Source organism: Capnocytophaga ochracea DSM 7271 (assembly GCF_000023285.1).
GTDB classification, from domain to species: Bacteria; Bacteroidota; Bacteroidia; order Flavobacteriales; family Flavobacteriaceae; genus Capnocytophaga; species Capnocytophaga ochracea.
The window spans coordinates 1,860,735-1,877,719 of sequence record NC_013162.1 but is presented as its reverse complement, the minus strand read 5'-3'; the positions used below and the strand labels follow the sequence as shown (position 1 = coordinate 1,877,719).

General features: G+C 39.8%; 12 protein-coding genes. 11 read left to right on the top strand and 1 reads right to left on the bottom strand.

From position 1 onward, the window contains the following. Positions 1–335 precede the first annotated feature (335 nt). The 11 genes from COCH_RS07930 (at position 336) to dld (ending at position 13,018) form a co-directional block, all read left to right on the top strand. Positions 336–617 (top strand): hypothetical protein, encoded by a 282-nt coding sequence (locus COCH_RS07930; RefSeq protein WP_015782664.1) that lies wholly within the window; start codon positions 336–338, stop codon positions 615–617. A gap of 100 nt (positions 618–717) precedes the next feature. Continuing rightward, positions 718–3,060 carry a TonB-dependent receptor gene (locus COCH_RS07925; protein WP_015782663.1) on the top strand — a complete coding sequence of 781 codons (2,343 nt, stop codon included), beginning with the start codon at positions 718–720 and terminating at the stop codon, positions 3,058–3,060. A gap of 11 nt (positions 3,061–3,071) precedes the next feature. Then, positions 3,072–3,812 (top strand): hypothetical protein, encoded by a 741-nt coding sequence (locus COCH_RS07920; RefSeq protein WP_015782662.1) that lies wholly within the window; start codon positions 3,072–3,074, stop codon positions 3,810–3,812. 81 nt (positions 3,813–3,893) lie between these two features. Beyond that, a complete protein-coding gene (locus COCH_RS07915) occupies positions 3,894–4,832 on the top strand; it encodes a hypothetical protein (RefSeq protein ID WP_015782661.1) in 939 nt (312 codons plus the stop codon). 479 nt (positions 4,833–5,311) lie between these two features. Continuing rightward, positions 5,312–6,937 carry an L-glutamate gamma-semialdehyde dehydrogenase gene (gene pruA / locus COCH_RS07910; protein WP_015782660.1) on the top strand — a complete coding sequence of 542 codons (1,626 nt, stop codon included), beginning with the start codon at positions 5,312–5,314 and terminating at the stop codon, positions 6,935–6,937. 183 nt (positions 6,938–7,120) lie between these two features. Then, the gene (locus COCH_RS07905) at positions 7,121–8,800 is read left to right on the top strand and encodes a putative transporter (RefSeq protein ID WP_009411760.1); all 1,680 of its coding nucleotides are present in this window, start codon (positions 7,121–7,123) and stop codon (positions 8,798–8,800) included. 47 nt (positions 8,801–8,847) lie between these two features. Beyond that, on the top strand, positions 8,848–9,000 hold the full coding sequence (locus tag COCH_RS12190; protein ID WP_015782659.1) for a hypothetical protein: 153 nt from the start codon (positions 8,848–8,850) through the stop codon (positions 8,998–9,000). Between the two features lie 11 nt (positions 9,001–9,011). Next, positions 9,012–9,782 (top strand): ParA family protein, encoded by a 771-nt coding sequence (locus COCH_RS07895; RefSeq protein WP_002671062.1) that lies wholly within the window; start codon positions 9,012–9,014, stop codon positions 9,780–9,782. Then, positions 9,782–10,714 carry a ParB/RepB/Spo0J family partition protein gene (locus tag COCH_RS07890; RefSeq protein ID WP_015782658.1) on the top strand — a complete coding sequence of 311 codons (933 nt, stop codon included), beginning with the start codon at positions 9,782–9,784 and terminating at the stop codon, positions 10,712–10,714. The genes COCH_RS07895 and COCH_RS07890 overlap by 1 nt, the downstream gene beginning before the upstream one ends. After that, on the top strand, positions 10,707–11,327 hold the full coding sequence (locus tag COCH_RS07885; RefSeq protein WP_041546788.1) for a DUF5683 domain-containing protein: 621 nt from the start codon (positions 10,707–10,709) through the stop codon (positions 11,325–11,327). Before COCH_RS07890 ends, COCH_RS07885 begins: the two co-directional genes overlap by 8 nt. After that, a complete protein-coding gene (dld, locus tag COCH_RS07880; RefSeq protein ID WP_015782656.1) occupies positions 11,327–13,018 on the top strand; it encodes a D-lactate dehydrogenase in 1,692 nt (563 codons plus the stop codon). The genes COCH_RS07885 and dld overlap by 1 nt, the downstream gene beginning before the upstream one ends. Positions 13,019–13,094: 76 nt before the next feature. Here dld and COCH_RS07875 read toward each other — a convergent pair whose 3' ends face one another. Then, positions 13,095–16,985, bottom strand: a complete 3,891-nt coding sequence (locus COCH_RS07875) for a response regulator (protein WP_015782655.1) — start codon at positions 16,983–16,985, stop codon at positions 13,095–13,097.

Genomic DNA, 16,985 nt, shown 5'->3' with positions numbered 1-16,985 from the left:
CATAGCCTTTCTATACCAATCGTCCAAGATTCGTATAAGCTTCCTATAAGCTCTCTATAAGCTACCCCCACCCTCCCAATAGCCTTTTTTCATCAAAAACCCTCCCTCCTCTCTTCCGAACTTCTCCGATATCTTCCGAAAACTCCTATACGTCATTTTGCGGTATACACTTTGGCATTATTGGTATTATTGGCATTATTGGCATTTCTGGTATTATCAGTATTATTGGCATTTTTTTTTGTTAATTCATAATTATTTTGTAATTTTGCATCTTGAAAACTATGAAAAGACAATCGTTACACACGCGCATCTTCGCCTTTCTGCTACTATTTTGTATGCTGAAAGTAGCTTTTCCGGTGGGTGAATTCTTTCATAATCACCACACTCAGGAAGAGTTATGCGCTATAGCTACCGGCGATAAGTGTCATCACAACGCTCACCTTTCAGCGGTAGACACTCATCACGATTGTATTTTTGTACAACTGCATCAATTCTTTGCTCCTTCATTTTTTATCTATCTATTCTTAGAGCAAAGTACAACAGCAGTATTCTTCTTTATCGAAAAAGGCTTTCCTCAAAACGCCTTTACTATCTTTTCAAGAGGTCCTCCGATGTAATTAGCAGACGACTAAATGAGTAAATTAGCAAAAGAGGAGTCATTCCTCTTCTTACTCAGCTTGCTAATTTTCAAATTCCCAAAATTTCCAAATTGATTTTATGCAAAAGATATTCAGTCTTCTGCTACTCAGTTGTGCATTCTCGCTATATGCGCAAGAAACCTTGCAACTGCAAATAGAAGACACTCAAAAACTACCCTTAGGCAATGCGGTAGTGCATTTCGTTGGAAAGCACTTTATAAGCGATGCCGATGGGAAGGTAACGATAAAAAAACTCAGCAAGGGCTCTTACCCTATCAAAGTAACCTATTTAGGCTATCACGATTACGAAAGTACTGTCATCATTCCACACACACAACCTCTTGTGATTGTAATGAAAGAAGCAGTGAGCGTACTCGAAGGGACTACCGTATCAGGGCATACAACTCAACAGTATGTGAGAGGCTTAACCCCATCTATCATATCCATTTCGCTCAAAAGAAATAGCTTGATAGACAAACAAGGCGACGATTTAGCCAAAGTGCTCACCTCTATATCGGGGGTATCGATGATACAAACAGGCGCAACTATTGCCAAACCGGTAATTCACGGATTGCACAGCAATCGTATCTTGATACTCAACAACGAAGTACGCCAAGAAGGACAACAATGGGGTGCCGACCACGCTCCCGAAATCGACCCTTTGGTAGCCGACCAAATAACGGTGGTAAAAGGTGCTGAATCGGTGCGTTATGGCTCTGATGCCTTAGGTGGAGTGATTCTCATAGAACAAAAAAAACTCCCCTATAGCGACGGTCTGCACGCCAACTTAGCTTCTTCGTTTGGCTCTAACGGACGCAAATTGAGTACTACGTTAAAAGTCGAAAGTTCAGTCCCCGAGTTACCTTCTTGGGCGTGGCGTGTACAAGGAACTTTGAAGCGTTCAGGCGACATCAGTACAGCTAATTACCTGCTGAATAACACTGCTGCTCGTGAAGCCAATTTCTCAGTAGCAACAGGCGTTCAGAAGGAAAAAGGTACTGCTGAAATATTTTACAGTAGGTATGAGAACGAAAGCAGTGTGTTCTACGGTTCGCATATTGGGAATTTAGACGATTTGCTCGCTCGGTTCGAAATTGGAAGACCGCTTACCACTTATCCATTTTCGTATAGCATCAATGCACCCAAGCAAAAAGTAGTGCACCACTTGCTAAAAGGTAAAGCGTCCTATTTCTTGCCCTTCGGAGGAAAACTCACCGCACAATACGCTTTTCAGAAAGATATTCGTCAGGAGTTCAGTGTTCGCCGAATGGACAGAACCCGCATCCCAGCCTTAAATATGGAGCTCACTACCCACGCACTCGATGTGTATTGGGAAAACGCTTACAGCAAATGGAAGAGTACCATAGGGGGTAGTTTCAACAAGCAGGACAACTACAACCAACCCGGTACGGGGGTAGTACCTGTAATCCCTAACTATGCCTCTCTTAGTTATGGTGCTTTTGCAATACAACGTTTTCAGCGAGATGCTTGGTTATTAGAAGCAGGTGTACGTTACGACTATAAGTACCTCAATGCCGATGGTTACGATATGTACTCACAGCGTTACGGAGGCGAACACAACTTCCATAATTTCACCTATACCTTAGGAGGAACAATGCCTATTTCACGAGTTTCACAACTGAAATCTAACATAGGCGTGGCGTGGCGTGCTCCTCAGGTAAACGAACTGTACAGTAGCGGACTTCATCACGGCGCAGGTACTTATGATTTAGGTGACGATAAGCTCGAATCAGAAACAGGAGTGAAGTGGGTTACCTCACTTTTGCTAAACAATGAGAATAAACGTTGGAATGTAAATCTCGACTTTTATATCCAATATATTAAGAATTACATTTACGATTATCCTACCGGCGAAGTGCAAACCCTCTTTTCAGGCGTGTATCCTATCTTTCAGTACACCCAAGCCAATGCGTTTTTTAGAGGCGCTGACCTCGATGCTACTGTTCGTTTGTTAAACAAAAACAGAGTAGCACAAGTAGGCAATCCTACAAGTTTAGACTACCATTTGAAAGCCTCAGTAGTATGGGCTAACGAAGTGAAAACGGGACGTTACTTTCCGTTTATTCCTGCCCCTCGTTTGAGTCAGTCACTAGAATATAACAAAACGCACCGCAACAGTTTATTAAGCCGTATGAGTGCTAGCATAGGGCATACTTTTGTAGCCAAGCAAACACACTTTGAGCCCTCACAAGAGTTAGTACCTACTACACCCGATGCCTATCACCTTTTCGAGGCGAGCATAGGAGGTACTTTGGATATAGGCAAACGCCAAACCCTGGACATAAGGTTATCAGCCGAAAACCTTTTTAATACTGAATATAAGGAATACACCAATCGTTTTAGGTATTATGCCCACGATTTGGGTAGGAATGTATATTTAAGAATAAATTACAATTTTTAAACACTATTAAAATGAAAAAGATATCTTATTATTTAAAAGCTATTAGTCTAATAGCATTAGTATGTTTTACAATGGGCAGTTGTAGTAAAGACAACACTAAACCCACTCCTCCAAACGATGAAACCAAAGACAGAGGGCACGATATGCCCGACAAAGTGCAGTTTATCATTACCAATTTAGGAACTAACGAGGTGCAAGAGCGCACCGCCGACAAGTCAGCTAAAGGAATAGTGTATGACATCACCGAGCCTATAAAATGGCAAGTGGGACACGAATATCGTTTCGAGATTGTCTATTACAACAATGGAGCTCGTATGAACCACGAGTTTGTAAGTGCCAAAATGGCTCCTATCCATCAGCACTTCTTTCAGTTATTTCAAGGAGAGTATCCTAAAGATGAAGCAGGAAGAACCGCTATGGTAACAGCTATGAACAAAGCCCTAAGCTATGTATATCAAGATACCGACCCCGAAAATGGTACTTACGGCACACAAGGGGTGAAATTGCGCTTGCGCACTTGGGATAAAACTAACCCTGAGCAGCGCGACCCTATTGGACTAAAAGGCGTCTTTCACATCAAAGACGAAGCTACCGCAGGTGATTACAAGTTGCGCATCAAGTTAGCACACTTTCTTATTGCTAATAAGCTCAACCCTAAAACTCAAGAAGAGCGTCCATACAACGTAGTGGAGTATTCTAATGCCTTCACCTCAGACTCCGATATGACAGTACCTATACAGATTATTCGTTAGCTGTGTGTATTATCAACTTTTCCAAGTTGATACCTCGCTAATACATTTTTACAAAACAATAACTTTTAATATTAAAAAACGATGAAAAGAATATATTATATCTTAAAAATCAGTTTATTTTTACTATTTGTAACAATAACCCTAAACTCTTGCAGTAAGGACAAAGACCCTCAAAACCCTATTATTACAAACCCTACTGAATTTGCGTGGAGCAAACTCGAAGTGCGCTTTACCAAAGGGCATTCTCACGGATATTTTCACGGAAACCCCGATTACCCTGTGAAATATCTCAAAACAGTACAACGTTTCTATTTTAATAACATAAATGGAGTGCCTACACCTGCTACCGATAACCCTACTGCTATCCGCTGGGAAGGAACTGATGTAGTGACTGATGATCACCACGATGAAGATGAGGACGAAGATGCTCTCCACAATCACCAGCACAATGCAGGCGTGAGCTTATACGGTATAGAATTGATTTTTTACGACAAAGACGGCAAGCGTGTAAATGCACAACTGAGCACTGGTGATGCTCCCAATCACTACCAATTCTTCTTTATCGCAAATAATTTTGCAGCAGTAGCCAGCAATACAACTGTGCCTACCCAAGCTGAAGCACTCGACTACAAATACCGCGATACCAACCCTGAAGAATTGTATATCAAAGGCGGTAGTTTTGATAAAAACCCTAATGCTCCTAAAGGAGTGCTTCGTAAAGAGCAGATAGGCTTGAAAGGCTTTTTTGAAGTAAAAAGAACCTATATAAACTTCGATTTACAAATCGTATTAGGTGTTTTTACTACCAAGCCCGCAAATCTAACCTATAATACTGTTCCTGCTAATAAAGTGTTAGATATAAAAATACCTATACATATCTACACAGACCTTTTGCGAGAAGACAAGACGGTAGAAGATGCAATGCGCGAGTTTGGTGTTACGAGAGAGGAAATTATCAAAGATCAAGACGACATTATAGCTTCTGATCTTTCTCCTGAAAGCAGTGGTACCTTTTTATAATTTTGTGCATATCACTTAGCAATAATAAAAGAGACTGTTCTTTTTTGAGGAACAGTCTCTTTTTTAAACAATAAGTAAAGCTAATAAAACCAGTTTATACTCGTTTTACTCCTATTATCCTCCATTTATTCTATATCTGTCCGCGTGTTTTGCACCGTTCATTGTTCGTCTTTTGTTCGTCTTAGATTCGTCTTAGCTTCGCTCTTCCTTCGAATAAACATTGATATTCAGATACATTTTCCTCCTCAAAACATTTTTTTCTCTTCACTTTTCACTAAAATATCTCAACTTGCTCACAGCATAAAAAGTTATCAAACGAGTTAAAACAATTGTACGAAGTTATAACATACCCTTTACTCTCTACCTTTTATCTTTCACCTGAATTGAGAAATTATCTCATCAAAATTTGCACATTCAAATATTTGTTGTAATTTAGCCGAAATTTTCGAATTGTATCAACAACTAAAAACAACTATACTATGGGAAAAGGATTTTTTAAGGTTCCTAAAGCTACCAACGAACCCGTAAAAAGTTATGCGCCAGGAAGTACTGAGCGTGAGGCTGTACTACAAGCCTATAAAGAATTGTGGAATACTAAAGTAGATGCTCCTCTCTATATTGGAGGTGAAGCCGTACGTACAGGTCATACAGGTGAAATGCATTCCCCTCACGACCATAAGCACTCATTGGGTGTTTACCACAAAGCGAGCAAAGAACACGTGCAACAAGCCATCGAAGCAGCGCTAAAGGCGCGTACTCAGTGGGCTAACCTTGCGTGGGAAGAACGCGCTGCTATTTTTTTAAAAGCTGCCGACCTTATTGCTGGACCTTACCGTGCTAAAATGAACGCCACTACTATGATAGCGCAGTCTAAAACCGTACACCAAGCCGAAATAGATTCTGCTTGCGAGTTGATAGACTTCTTGCGCTTCAATGTGCAGTTTATGGCTAATATCTATAACGACCAACCTAACTCTTCCGAAGGCGTATGGAATCGTGTAGAATACCGTCCGTTGGAAGGTTTTGTATATGCTGTTACGCCTTTTAACTTCACCGCTATCTCTGGCAACCTTCCTACCAGTGCTGCCCTTATGGGAAATGTAGTCATTTGGAAGCCGAGTACTTCACAAATATTTTCCGCTGAAATGATAGTAGAAGTCCTCAAAAAAGCAGGTTTACCCGATGGTGTTATCAACGTATTGCACGGCGATGCAGCTATGATTACCGATACTGTTTTAGCAAGCCCTCATTTCGCAGGTATTCATTTTACAGGCTCTACCGAAGTATTCCAAGATATTTGGAAAAAGATAGGTAACAATATTCACCTCTATCGCTCTTATCCTAAAATTGTAGGTGAAACAGGTGGTAAAGACTTTATCATCGCTCACCCAAGTGCTTGCCCCAAACAAGTAGCTACGGCTATTACTCGTGGAGCTTTTGAATATCAAGGACAAAAATGTAGTGCTGCTTCTCGCGTGTACTTACCTAAATCGAAGGCTGACGAAACGCTGAAATTGGTAAAAAAAGATGTACTCTCTTTCAAAATGGGTTCTCCCGAAAACTTTGAGAACTTCATCACTGCGGTAATTCACGAACATTCTTTCGATAAATTAGCTAAATATATAGACCAAGCTAAAAAAGACAAAGATGCCGAGATATTTGTAGGTGGTGGATATGATAAAAGCAAAGGGTACTTTATAGAACCTACTGTTATTGTTACTACCAATCCTCATTATACCACTATGGAAACCGAACTTTTCGGACCTGTAGTAACTGTGTATGTATATGATGACTCTAAATGGGAAGAAACCTTGAAACTCGTTGATGAAACTTCAGTTTATGCACTCACAGGAGCTGTATTTGGTACTTGTCGTTATGCGTTAGACGAAGCGGTGAAAGTACTCGAAAACGCAGCAGGTAATTTCTATATCAACGATAAACCTACAGGAGCCGTAGTAGGACAACAACCTTTCGGTGGAGCACGCGCCTCAGGCACTAACGACAAAGCTGGGTCTGCCCAAAACTTATTGCGTTGGGTATCGCCACGCCTTATCAAAGAAACTTTTGTACCACCAGTAGACTATCGTTATCCATTCTTAGGATAATAAATAAAATTTTAACTTTGCCAAAGTTCTCTGCCCGTGTGGCTCGCTTCTTTGGCAAAGTTTCTCTTAAATCTATATAAAAACAGTTCCCTTACAAACACTTGTATTTGTGGATTGTCCCTCTTCGGAGGTTCGGGAGCTTAATTAATCATTAAACACTAAACATTAATCATTAGACATTAAATGGAATGGCTTTGGAACTTGATGACTAACCACGAGAGTGTGGCTTACACTGTGATAGTGTATAGCGTGGTCATCGCAGTAGGAGTTGCTTTAGGAAAAATTAAAATATTTGGCATCTCTTTTGGTATTGCTTGGGTACTTTTCGCAGGTATCGCTATGGCCGAATTAGGATTCACTGTAAACCCCCATATTCAACATTTTGTAAAAGAGTTCGGATTGATTCTGTTCGTCTACACCATCGGACTACAAGTAGGCCCTGGCTTTTTTGCCTCCTTCCAAAAAGAAGGCATCAAATTCAATCTCTTGGCAGTGCTCTCTATTGTGAGTTGTGTACTTACTGTAATTGCTATCCACTACATCACCCAAACCGATATGGGTACCTTGGTAGGTATAATGTCAGGTGCCGTAACCAATACCCCAGGGTTAGGAGCTGCTCAAGCTACTTTAGAAGATGTATTTAAAGGCGACCCAGCTACAATGCCGAACCTCTCTACCGCCTATGCTGTTGCTTATCCTTTTGGGGTGTTAGGAATTATCTTGGTAATGTTAGGACTCAAAGCTTTCTTAAAAGTGAATTTAGATGTTGAAAAACGTTTAAATTCTGTACGTCACTCTAAAGATCAAGTAGTGATCAATCGATTCGCGATAAAAGTAAGCAATCCTGCCCTCTTTGGTAAAAAATTGAGCGTTATCAAACAAACTCTTGATTTCGATTTTACCATCTCACGTATGTGTAGAAAAGGAGAGATTATATTAGCTAGTGCCGACACACTGATAGAAGAAGGCGATATCGTACTGATAGTAGCTAACCAAAAAGAAAATGAGAAGTTTTTGACCCTAATAGGTGACAGCGTTTCTATTTTGGATTATTTCCCTGATGTAAAAGATATGCGCTATACTTCACGCCGTATCAACGTTACCCAACGTGCTATTTTCACCAAAACTCTTGCAGAGCTCGATGTACGCAAACGTTTTGGAGTAACCATCACTCGTGTATATCGCGCAGGTATTGAGTTCGTGCCCGCTGCCGATACAAAATTACAGTTTGGTGATACCATTACTGTAATAGGCGATGAATCGCACATACAACTCGTAAGCAAAGAGTTCGGTAATTCTAAACGACGTATGCAAACCCCTCACATAGCCGAGCTCTTTATGGGGATTACTCTTGGTGTATTATTAGGAAGTATTCCGTTTGCTATCCCTGGCATACCTGTACCTGTAAAATTAGGGTTAGCAGGAGGCCCTCTGATTGTTGCCATTCTCATCAGCCGTTATGGCGGTAAATTCTCAGTAACTCACTACGTATCTCAAAGTGCCAACCTAATGGTACGAGAGATAGGTATTGTGCTCTTCCTTGCCAGTGTAGGCTTAGACGCAGGAGCTACTTTTATAGAAACTATCTTGCACGGACAAGGCTTGTACTGGATGTGTTTAGGAGCGCTCATTACTCTTATACCACTTATTATCACCTCTTTAGTAGCACGATTTAAAGCAAAATTAGACTATTTGGGTATCTGCGGATTACTCTCTGGAGCTTCAACCGACCCGCCAGCTTTAGCTTTTGCTAATGATATGTCGAACTCCGAAATTCCCGCACTCACTTATGCAAGTGTATATCCGCTTACTACATTCTTGCGAATAATGGTAGCACAATTATTGATTGTATTTTTTGTGTGACGTTTCAAAAAAAGTTGTACTTTTGCCCTCTGAAAGAATAAAATATTATGTTTGAAAATATGATAGATATGGTGGGCAAACTCCAAGAAATCAAGGACTTTTGGATAGTTACCTTAAACAAATCCATTAAGAGTACTACCGATAAAAATGAAGCTATCTTGGCTGAAGTAGCCAAACAAGGGCTTCCGTTTAACTTTTAAAATATAAATCTATGGGTAAAATAATAGCTATTGCAAACCAAAAAGGAGGAGTAGGCAAAACCACTACTTCCGTGAACTTAGCCGCCGCATTGGGCGTATTGGAGAAAAAAGTATTACTCATCGATGCCGACCCGCAGGCAAATGCTACTTCTGGCATAGGTATTGATGTAGATTCTATTGAGCACGGTACTTACGAGCTTTTGGAACACACTATGGAGGCTAAAGATATGATTGTTCACACCAGCTCTCCTAATCTCGACCTTATAGCTGCTCACATCAACTTAGTGGCTATTGAGATTGAGCTCGTAGACAAAGAACAACGAGAATATATGCTCAAAAAAGCCTTAGAGCCTATCAAAGACCAATACGATTACATTTTGATAGACTGTGCACCCTCGTTGGGACTTATTACCCTGAATGCTCTTACAGCAGCTAACTCGGTGATTATACCTATTCAGTGTGAGTATTTCGCTTTGGAAGGGTTGGGTAAACTTCTCAATACTATTAAAAGTGTACAAAAAACCTTCAATCCCAATTTAGATATCGAAGGCTTACTACTCACTATGTACGATGCGCGCTTACGTTTGTCTAACCAAGTGGTGGAAGAGGTACAAAAACACTTCAGCGATATGGTATTCAAAACCATTATCCAGCGTAATGTGCGCCTTAGTGAAGCACCTAGTTTTGGTGAAACTATCATCAACTACGATGCTACCAGCAAAGGAGCTACCAATCACATCAACTTAGCTCAAGAGATTATAGATAAAAACAAAACAGTATAATGACAAAACCTGCTAAAAAACCTGCCTTGGGGAGAGGTATTTCAGCTATTTTTGGCAATAGCCCCGAAGTGGCTATTAATTCTATCAAAGATAAAAATGCCGATAAGATTGTAGGAAATATCATAGAACTTGAACTCAACCTAATAGAAACGAACCCTTTCCAGCCTCGTACTTCTTTTAATGAAGAAGAGCTACAAGGGCTCGCTTCCTCTATTGAGGAATTAGGGGTAGTGCAACCTATCACCGTACGCAAACTCGACGGAGAAAACAAATATCAGCTCATTTCGGGCGAACGCCGTTTCAGAGCTTCTAAATTAGCTGGACTAAAAACCATTCCTGCCTATATTCGCATTGCTGATGACAACGAGTCACTCACAATGGCTTTGGTAGAGAATATTCAGCGTCAAGATTTAGACCCCATAGAGATTGCTCTTTCTTACCAACAGCTCATCGAGCAGGTGAATCTCACTCAAGACCAAATGAGCAAGCGCGTAGGCAAGAAACGTTCTACCATTACAAACTATTTGCGTTTGCTCAAACTCGCTCCTATTATTCAAACAGGCATACGCGACGGATTCATTTCTATGGGGCACGGTCGTGCAATAATCGCCATAGAAAACCCTGAACAACAAGCAGAAGTATACCAGCGTATCATTTCCGATAACCTATCAGTGCGTGATACCGAAGAGTTAGTGCGCCGCTTGCAAAACTCCGAAACACCTAATGTGGTAAGTATTCAAATCCCTAAAAGCAATAGTAAAACTGAAGTACCTACTTATATCAAAGAAAATATGAGTAGTTTTAATCATTTTTTTGGTACTAAAGTTACTGTAAAGATGAGCAAGAACGGCAAAGGTAGCCTTACCATTCCTTTTAGTTCAGAGGAAGATTTCAAACGTATTCAAAGTTTATTACACAAAAAGGATGAGTAGAAAGATTGTTTTGATAATAGCCCTACTTATGGGAGTGGGTATTTCGTATGCACAAGACGATACAGAGGAAGTGGTAAAAACACCCTCAGACTCTGTGCAGATAGCTGTTATGCAAGACAATATGAAAAAAGTCCCTTGGAATACCGACCCTCTTTCGCCTGCTAAAGCCGCTTTCTATTCAGCGGTTATCCCTGGTTTAGGTCAGATATACAACAAGAGCTATTGGAAAGTACCTTTGGTGTATATTGCTATCGGTACCCCAATATACTTCTACATACAAAACTCTAAGGAATACGATCGTTACCTCACTGCCTACAAACGTCGTCAACAAGGATTTACCGATGATGAGTTCTATGGCAATCGCCCTGATGGACAACCTCGTCTCAGTACCGATGGATTAAGACGAGGCATACAGTTCTATCGTCGTAATAAAGAGCTTTCTATTCTTATAGGGATAGGCTTATATGCCCTGAATATCATCGAGGCAAATGTCGATGCACATCTCAAACAATTCAATGTAGATGAACGCCTCACAGTGGAACCTTTCATTCAACACGATTTCCTCACACAGCCCCAATTTGGCTTGACACTCAACTATAAATCCAAGAAATAATGACCACACAAAATCTATTAGAAACCTTGCGCCACATTGTTGGTGCAAAGTACGTTATTACCGACCCTTCAAAAACTGAACGTTACCGCACTGGGTATCGTTTTGGTACCGGAAATGCAATTGCCGTGGTGCGTCCCGCTACTTTGTGGGAACAATGGCAAGTACTCGAAGCTTGTGTAGCAGCTGATGTGATTGTAATTTCACAAGCTGCCAATACAGGTATCACGGGAGGATCTAATCCTTTTGGTAACGATTACGACCGCGATGTAGTAATCATCAACACGATGCGTAATGACAACATTCAGCTTATACTTGATGCTAAGCAAGCTATATGTCTTACAGGAGCAACACTCAACCACTTGGAACAAGAGTTAAAACCCCATAACCGCGAACCTCATTCAGTAATAGGATCCTCTTGCATTGGGGCTTCAGTTATTGGAGGCGTGTGTAACAACTCTGGCGGTTCTTTAGTACAACGTGGTCCTGCTTATACCGAAATGGCACTTTATGCCCAACGCAATGCCAACGGTAAATTAGAACTCATTAATCACTTAGGTATTGATTTAGGAAGCTCTCCTAAGGAAATACTTACCAATCTGCAAGAGGGTAGATACCAAGCAAAGGATATTCACACTTCTGATAAGAAAGGACACGATCACGACTATTGTAACCACGTACGTGAGATTAATGCCAATACGCCTGCTCGCTTTAATGCCGACCCAGCTCGCTTATACGAAGCCTCAGGTAGTGCAGGTCGTTTAGGAGTTTTTGCCGTACGCGTGGATACTTTCCCTGCCGAGAAAAAAACAGCTGTATTCTATATAGGTACTAACAACACAGCGGTACTTACCAAATTGCGCCGTGATATGCTCGGTACTTTCGAAGAAATTCCTATCTCTGGCGAGTATATTCACCGTACCGCCTTTGATATCGCTGCTAAATACGGTAAAGATACTTTTTGGTATATCAAAAATGTAGGTACTGAATACTTACCCAAGCTCTTTTCTCTCAAAGCGTGGGGCGACCGCGTAGCCAAAAAACTACCTTTTATGCCCAACCATTTCAGTGAAAAATTCTTGCAATTCACCTCTAAACTAATGCCTCAACACCTCCCCAAAATATTGTGGGATTACCGCAACCAATACGAGCACCATCTCATTTTAAAAATGGGAGGCAAAGGGGTAGACGAAGCTAGAGCTTATTTGCAAAAAGAATTTGCCGATAGCACTAAAGGAGCTTATATAGAGTGTGATGCCAAACTTGCACAAGCAGCAATGCTCTTGCGCTTTGCTGTGGCTTCAGCAGCTATTCGCTATCGTTCCGTACACGAAGATGAGGTAGAAGATATCGTCGCTTTAGACATCGCTTTGCGTCGCAATGATGAAGATTGGTTTGAAAAGCTTCCTCCTGAACTCGACGCTAAGATACTTTACAAATTGTACTATGGTCACTTTATGTGCCACGTATTCCATCAAGATTACGTGATTAAGAAAGGTTACAACTGTGAGGAAATAGAAGAAGAGATGCTCAAAATATTAGACACTCGTGGCGCACAATATCCTGCAGAACACAATGTAGGGCATTTATATCACGCTAACGACGACCTTAAGAACTTTTACAACTCTCTTGACCCTACCAATAGCTTTAACCCAGGTATTGGTAAGACCTCTAAGAAAAAAGATTGGAAATAGAAACTCATAGTATTACATATTTAGAGAGGCTACCTCAAAAAATTTTGAGGTAGCCTCTCTTTTTTGTTTTTCTTTATCACTTCATACCTTCTCTATAATCACGTGGCGTTATTTTAGTAGCTTGTTTAAAAACTGTACTAAAATACTTAGAAGAGTTAAATCCTACTTCAAAAGCTATATCAGTAACTGATTTTTCTGTTTGTTTTAAGAGCTGACAAGCTACTTCTATGCGATACTTATTGATATATTCACTGATACCAATACCTGTAATTTGTTTCATTTTATTATACACCGAAGCACGACTCATTGCCATTGCTTCAGAAATCTTTGTTACATCTAAGTCAATATTACTATAGTGCTTTTTGATGATTTCATTAAGTTTTATCATAAACACTTCGTCAGCATTGCTGATAGTAGTAAGTGCAGGTGAAGGAATCAATAGTTCTTTTTCATAACGTTGCTTGATGAGCTCTTTTTGTTTGAACAAATTACTTATTACTGAAAGCAAAAGGTCTATATCAAAAGGTTTAGAGAGATAAGCATCGGCACCTAATTTATAGCCTATCTTTTGACTTTCGGTATCACTTTTAGCCGTGAGTAATATTACGGGAATATGACTGATTTGTAAATGCTCTTTCACCTCTTTACACAACTGATAACCATTCATTACAGGCATCATCACATCGCTAATGATAATATCGGGCTGATGCGTTTTTAATAACAACAAAGCCTCCTCACCATTTACTGCTTTTAAAACGCTTTTAAACAACGGACGAAGTTCATCATAAAGATAATTTAAAAAATCAGGATTATCATCTACCAAGAGTACAGAATACATAGAGGTATCCATAGTTACTGCTATCTTCTCTGGGGCTTCAGTTTGTTCTTCTTCACCTTCAAACTTGTGAAGGACGCCCTCAGTGCTATGAGAGTAAGGTAATTCTACATAAAAAACTGTTTGCTCTTCTTCATCTTGATAAGCCCCAATAGTACCGAGATGTTTCTCTACTAATTCTTTACAATAAGCCAACCCTATACCACTACCTCGCTGGTTGTGTTTTCCTTGTTCAAAGCGAGTAAAGAGCTTATCCATATCAATATTATGCAATCCTATACCGGTATTTTCTACTTGAAAACGCACTTTTTGTTCGTTATAACTACTGCGAATGTGTATAGTAGAATACTCATTACTAAACTTTACTGCATTCATTAGTAAGTTAGAAAGGACTACCCTTATTTTGGCACTATCTAACTCTACAGGGGGTAAATTTTTATCGAGATGTAGTTCTAAACTTATATGCTTTGTTTCAAATTCTTGTTCAAAATCTTTAGCACTATCGGTGATAAGGTGATTCAAATCAGTATAGGCTTTGGTGAGTGTATTTTCTAACGAAGTATTACGGTTATAGTCTAATACCCAATTGATAATATTCTTCATAGTAGTAGCTTGACGGAAAGCACTCTCTAACTGAGTTTTCTGTGAACGCGTGAGTTTACTACTCTCGGTATGATTAAGCAGACGCTTTAACGGTGCATAAATGAGGGTAAGAGGCGTGCGCAATTCGTGACTTACATTGGTGAGGAATTGTATTTTATCTTCATTGAGTTCCTGCTGATGCAAAGCTATTTGCCATTTGAGTTGTTGTTTTTTACGACGCAGATAACCCCACATTACACCTGCAATAATAGCCAACAAAAGCAAAGAAATTCCTACCAAAAAAGAAGTGCGCTGATACCACACAGGAAGCACTTCGAAGTTGAGCAATGAGGTATCTTTCGTCCAATAGCCATTTTTAGTCATACAAGCGACTTCTACTTGGTATTTTCCTACTGAAAGCAAAGAGATATCTAAACTATTGTCATAAGTTTCAATCACCGAAGTTTGGGCGTTATTTTTAATCTTAAAACGGAAGAGTATGCGCCTAAACATATCTTTTTCATTCAATCCTACATTTAGTTTTAAGGTTTTGAAATAAGGGGGTACCTCTTTAGGAAAGTTTTCGGCGGTGTATATTTTGCCGTTCAATTCTATATTTTGCAAAAAGAGTAAAGGAGTACTACTCTCTTCGGTGTGAATATTCTTATTTATCTTCACAAAACCACCCACTCCTCCCATATAGATGTAAGGGGAAGGCAACAACTGTACATAGCCTGTAAGCACATCGTTGTGGAGAAAACCATCAGAATCGTCCCAAATCATTATCTTCTTATCGGGAATATGATAAGAAAATAGCACATTGGAAGCATTAATCCACAAACGCTGTTCAGTATCGAGTTGCATATAGCTAATTTGGTGGAACATATTATCGGTTCCTACGGCACTGAGCTTCTTTTGTGGTATCGCATAGCTAAATAACCCGTTGGAAGTAGCAATCCACAGGGTGTGATGAGCTTTATCATTGCATACTGCACTAATAGTATACCCCTCATTAAGAGTTAGATAACGTGTTATCTTAGCTTCCGATAACTTCATTTGGTAGAGTACATTTCCTTTGGAGAGAAATAAAGTATCACCTTGTTGTGCTTTGAGTTGTAGGGCATTTTTAGGAGTAAGTCCTTCGGCAAAAGAAATTTTATTAAACTCTTTGTTTTGAAGATTATACAGATAGGTGTTTTTAGCTGTAATAAGTATTTTATCTTTATCAATGTGATATACAAAGGGAGTAAAGCCTGCGTGACACTCTTGCTGGTCAGTAGCTTCATCGATGAGCAAGAAAGGAGTGTAGGAACGACTCAGAATATTATATATGAAAAGACCTTTGCCATAAAGAGAGACTAACAACTCATTAGGTGAAAAGTAGGTTATAGAAGAGACCTTATCGTTATACGTATTGGTATGATGTACAAATTGTTCTGTTTTGGGGTTAAAAGCATTGATGCCTCCTCCATCGGTGCCTATCCATATGATACCATTGGGAGCTTCGAACAAACTTATTACAGCGCGTTCACTTAACCCATTGCTACTTCCTAACGCACTATCAGTATAAGTCTTGATATAGGTTTCTTTAAAGAGAAAAACACCATCGCGCACTGTACCTGCCCAAAGGTTATGATTAGGATCTTCATAAAGCACTGTAATGGAATTGACCGGCAAGGAATGTATATTACCGGCACTATGCTGAATATTGTAAAAAGTGTTCTTCTCAGGACTAAAAACCGATACTCCTCCCCCATCGGTGGCTAACCATATATTGCCTTTATAAGGCTTGATATCTAAGATAATATCATTGGACAAAAGAGTATTGTGAGTATCGTAATGTGAGCGCAATTCACCTGCAAGGGTAGCACGAAAAAGCCCTTTTTGAAAAATAGAATAATACACTTCTTTGCGTTGTGCATCATAATACAAAGAACTCAGCGGGCTTGTATTTTCAATAAACAAACTCAACAGTTCTGAGGTAAGAGAATACTTATAAATACCATCGTTTTCAGTACCTACAAGAAAGGTTGTATTATCAACAGGGCATAGATAGGTAATGAGGCATTCTTTATCTTTTGTTTTAGGTTCTTTCCTCAAAGGCAAACGCCCTATATTTTTAGTTTTGTAGTTATACTGGTAGATAGCACTATATCCACCAAAGTAAACCCCTTGTTCAGTAGCACAAATAGAGAAGAGTTGTTGCTGGATTTTAGAGGTAAAAGTATCTTTATTTGGGTCGTATTGCCATACGCCTTTATCGGTTACAGCCCAAAGGTTATGCTGGGTATCTTCATAAAGATGATAGATGTAAGACTCAGTATACCTTTTGATATGATTACGGTCTACCCTATTGATACCCTGGCGAGTACCTATCCACAAAATTCCCTTATGGTCACGTACAATAGCGGTAACGCCCGATTGAGAGAGACCGTGTTCAATGGAAATACGTTTAAAATAGTATTCCGTAGGGTTTTGCCCGTAGATTACCCACGTAAAAAAAAGTAAGATACAAGTGCCAAGCACCGATGATAGTTTTATTATCTTCAT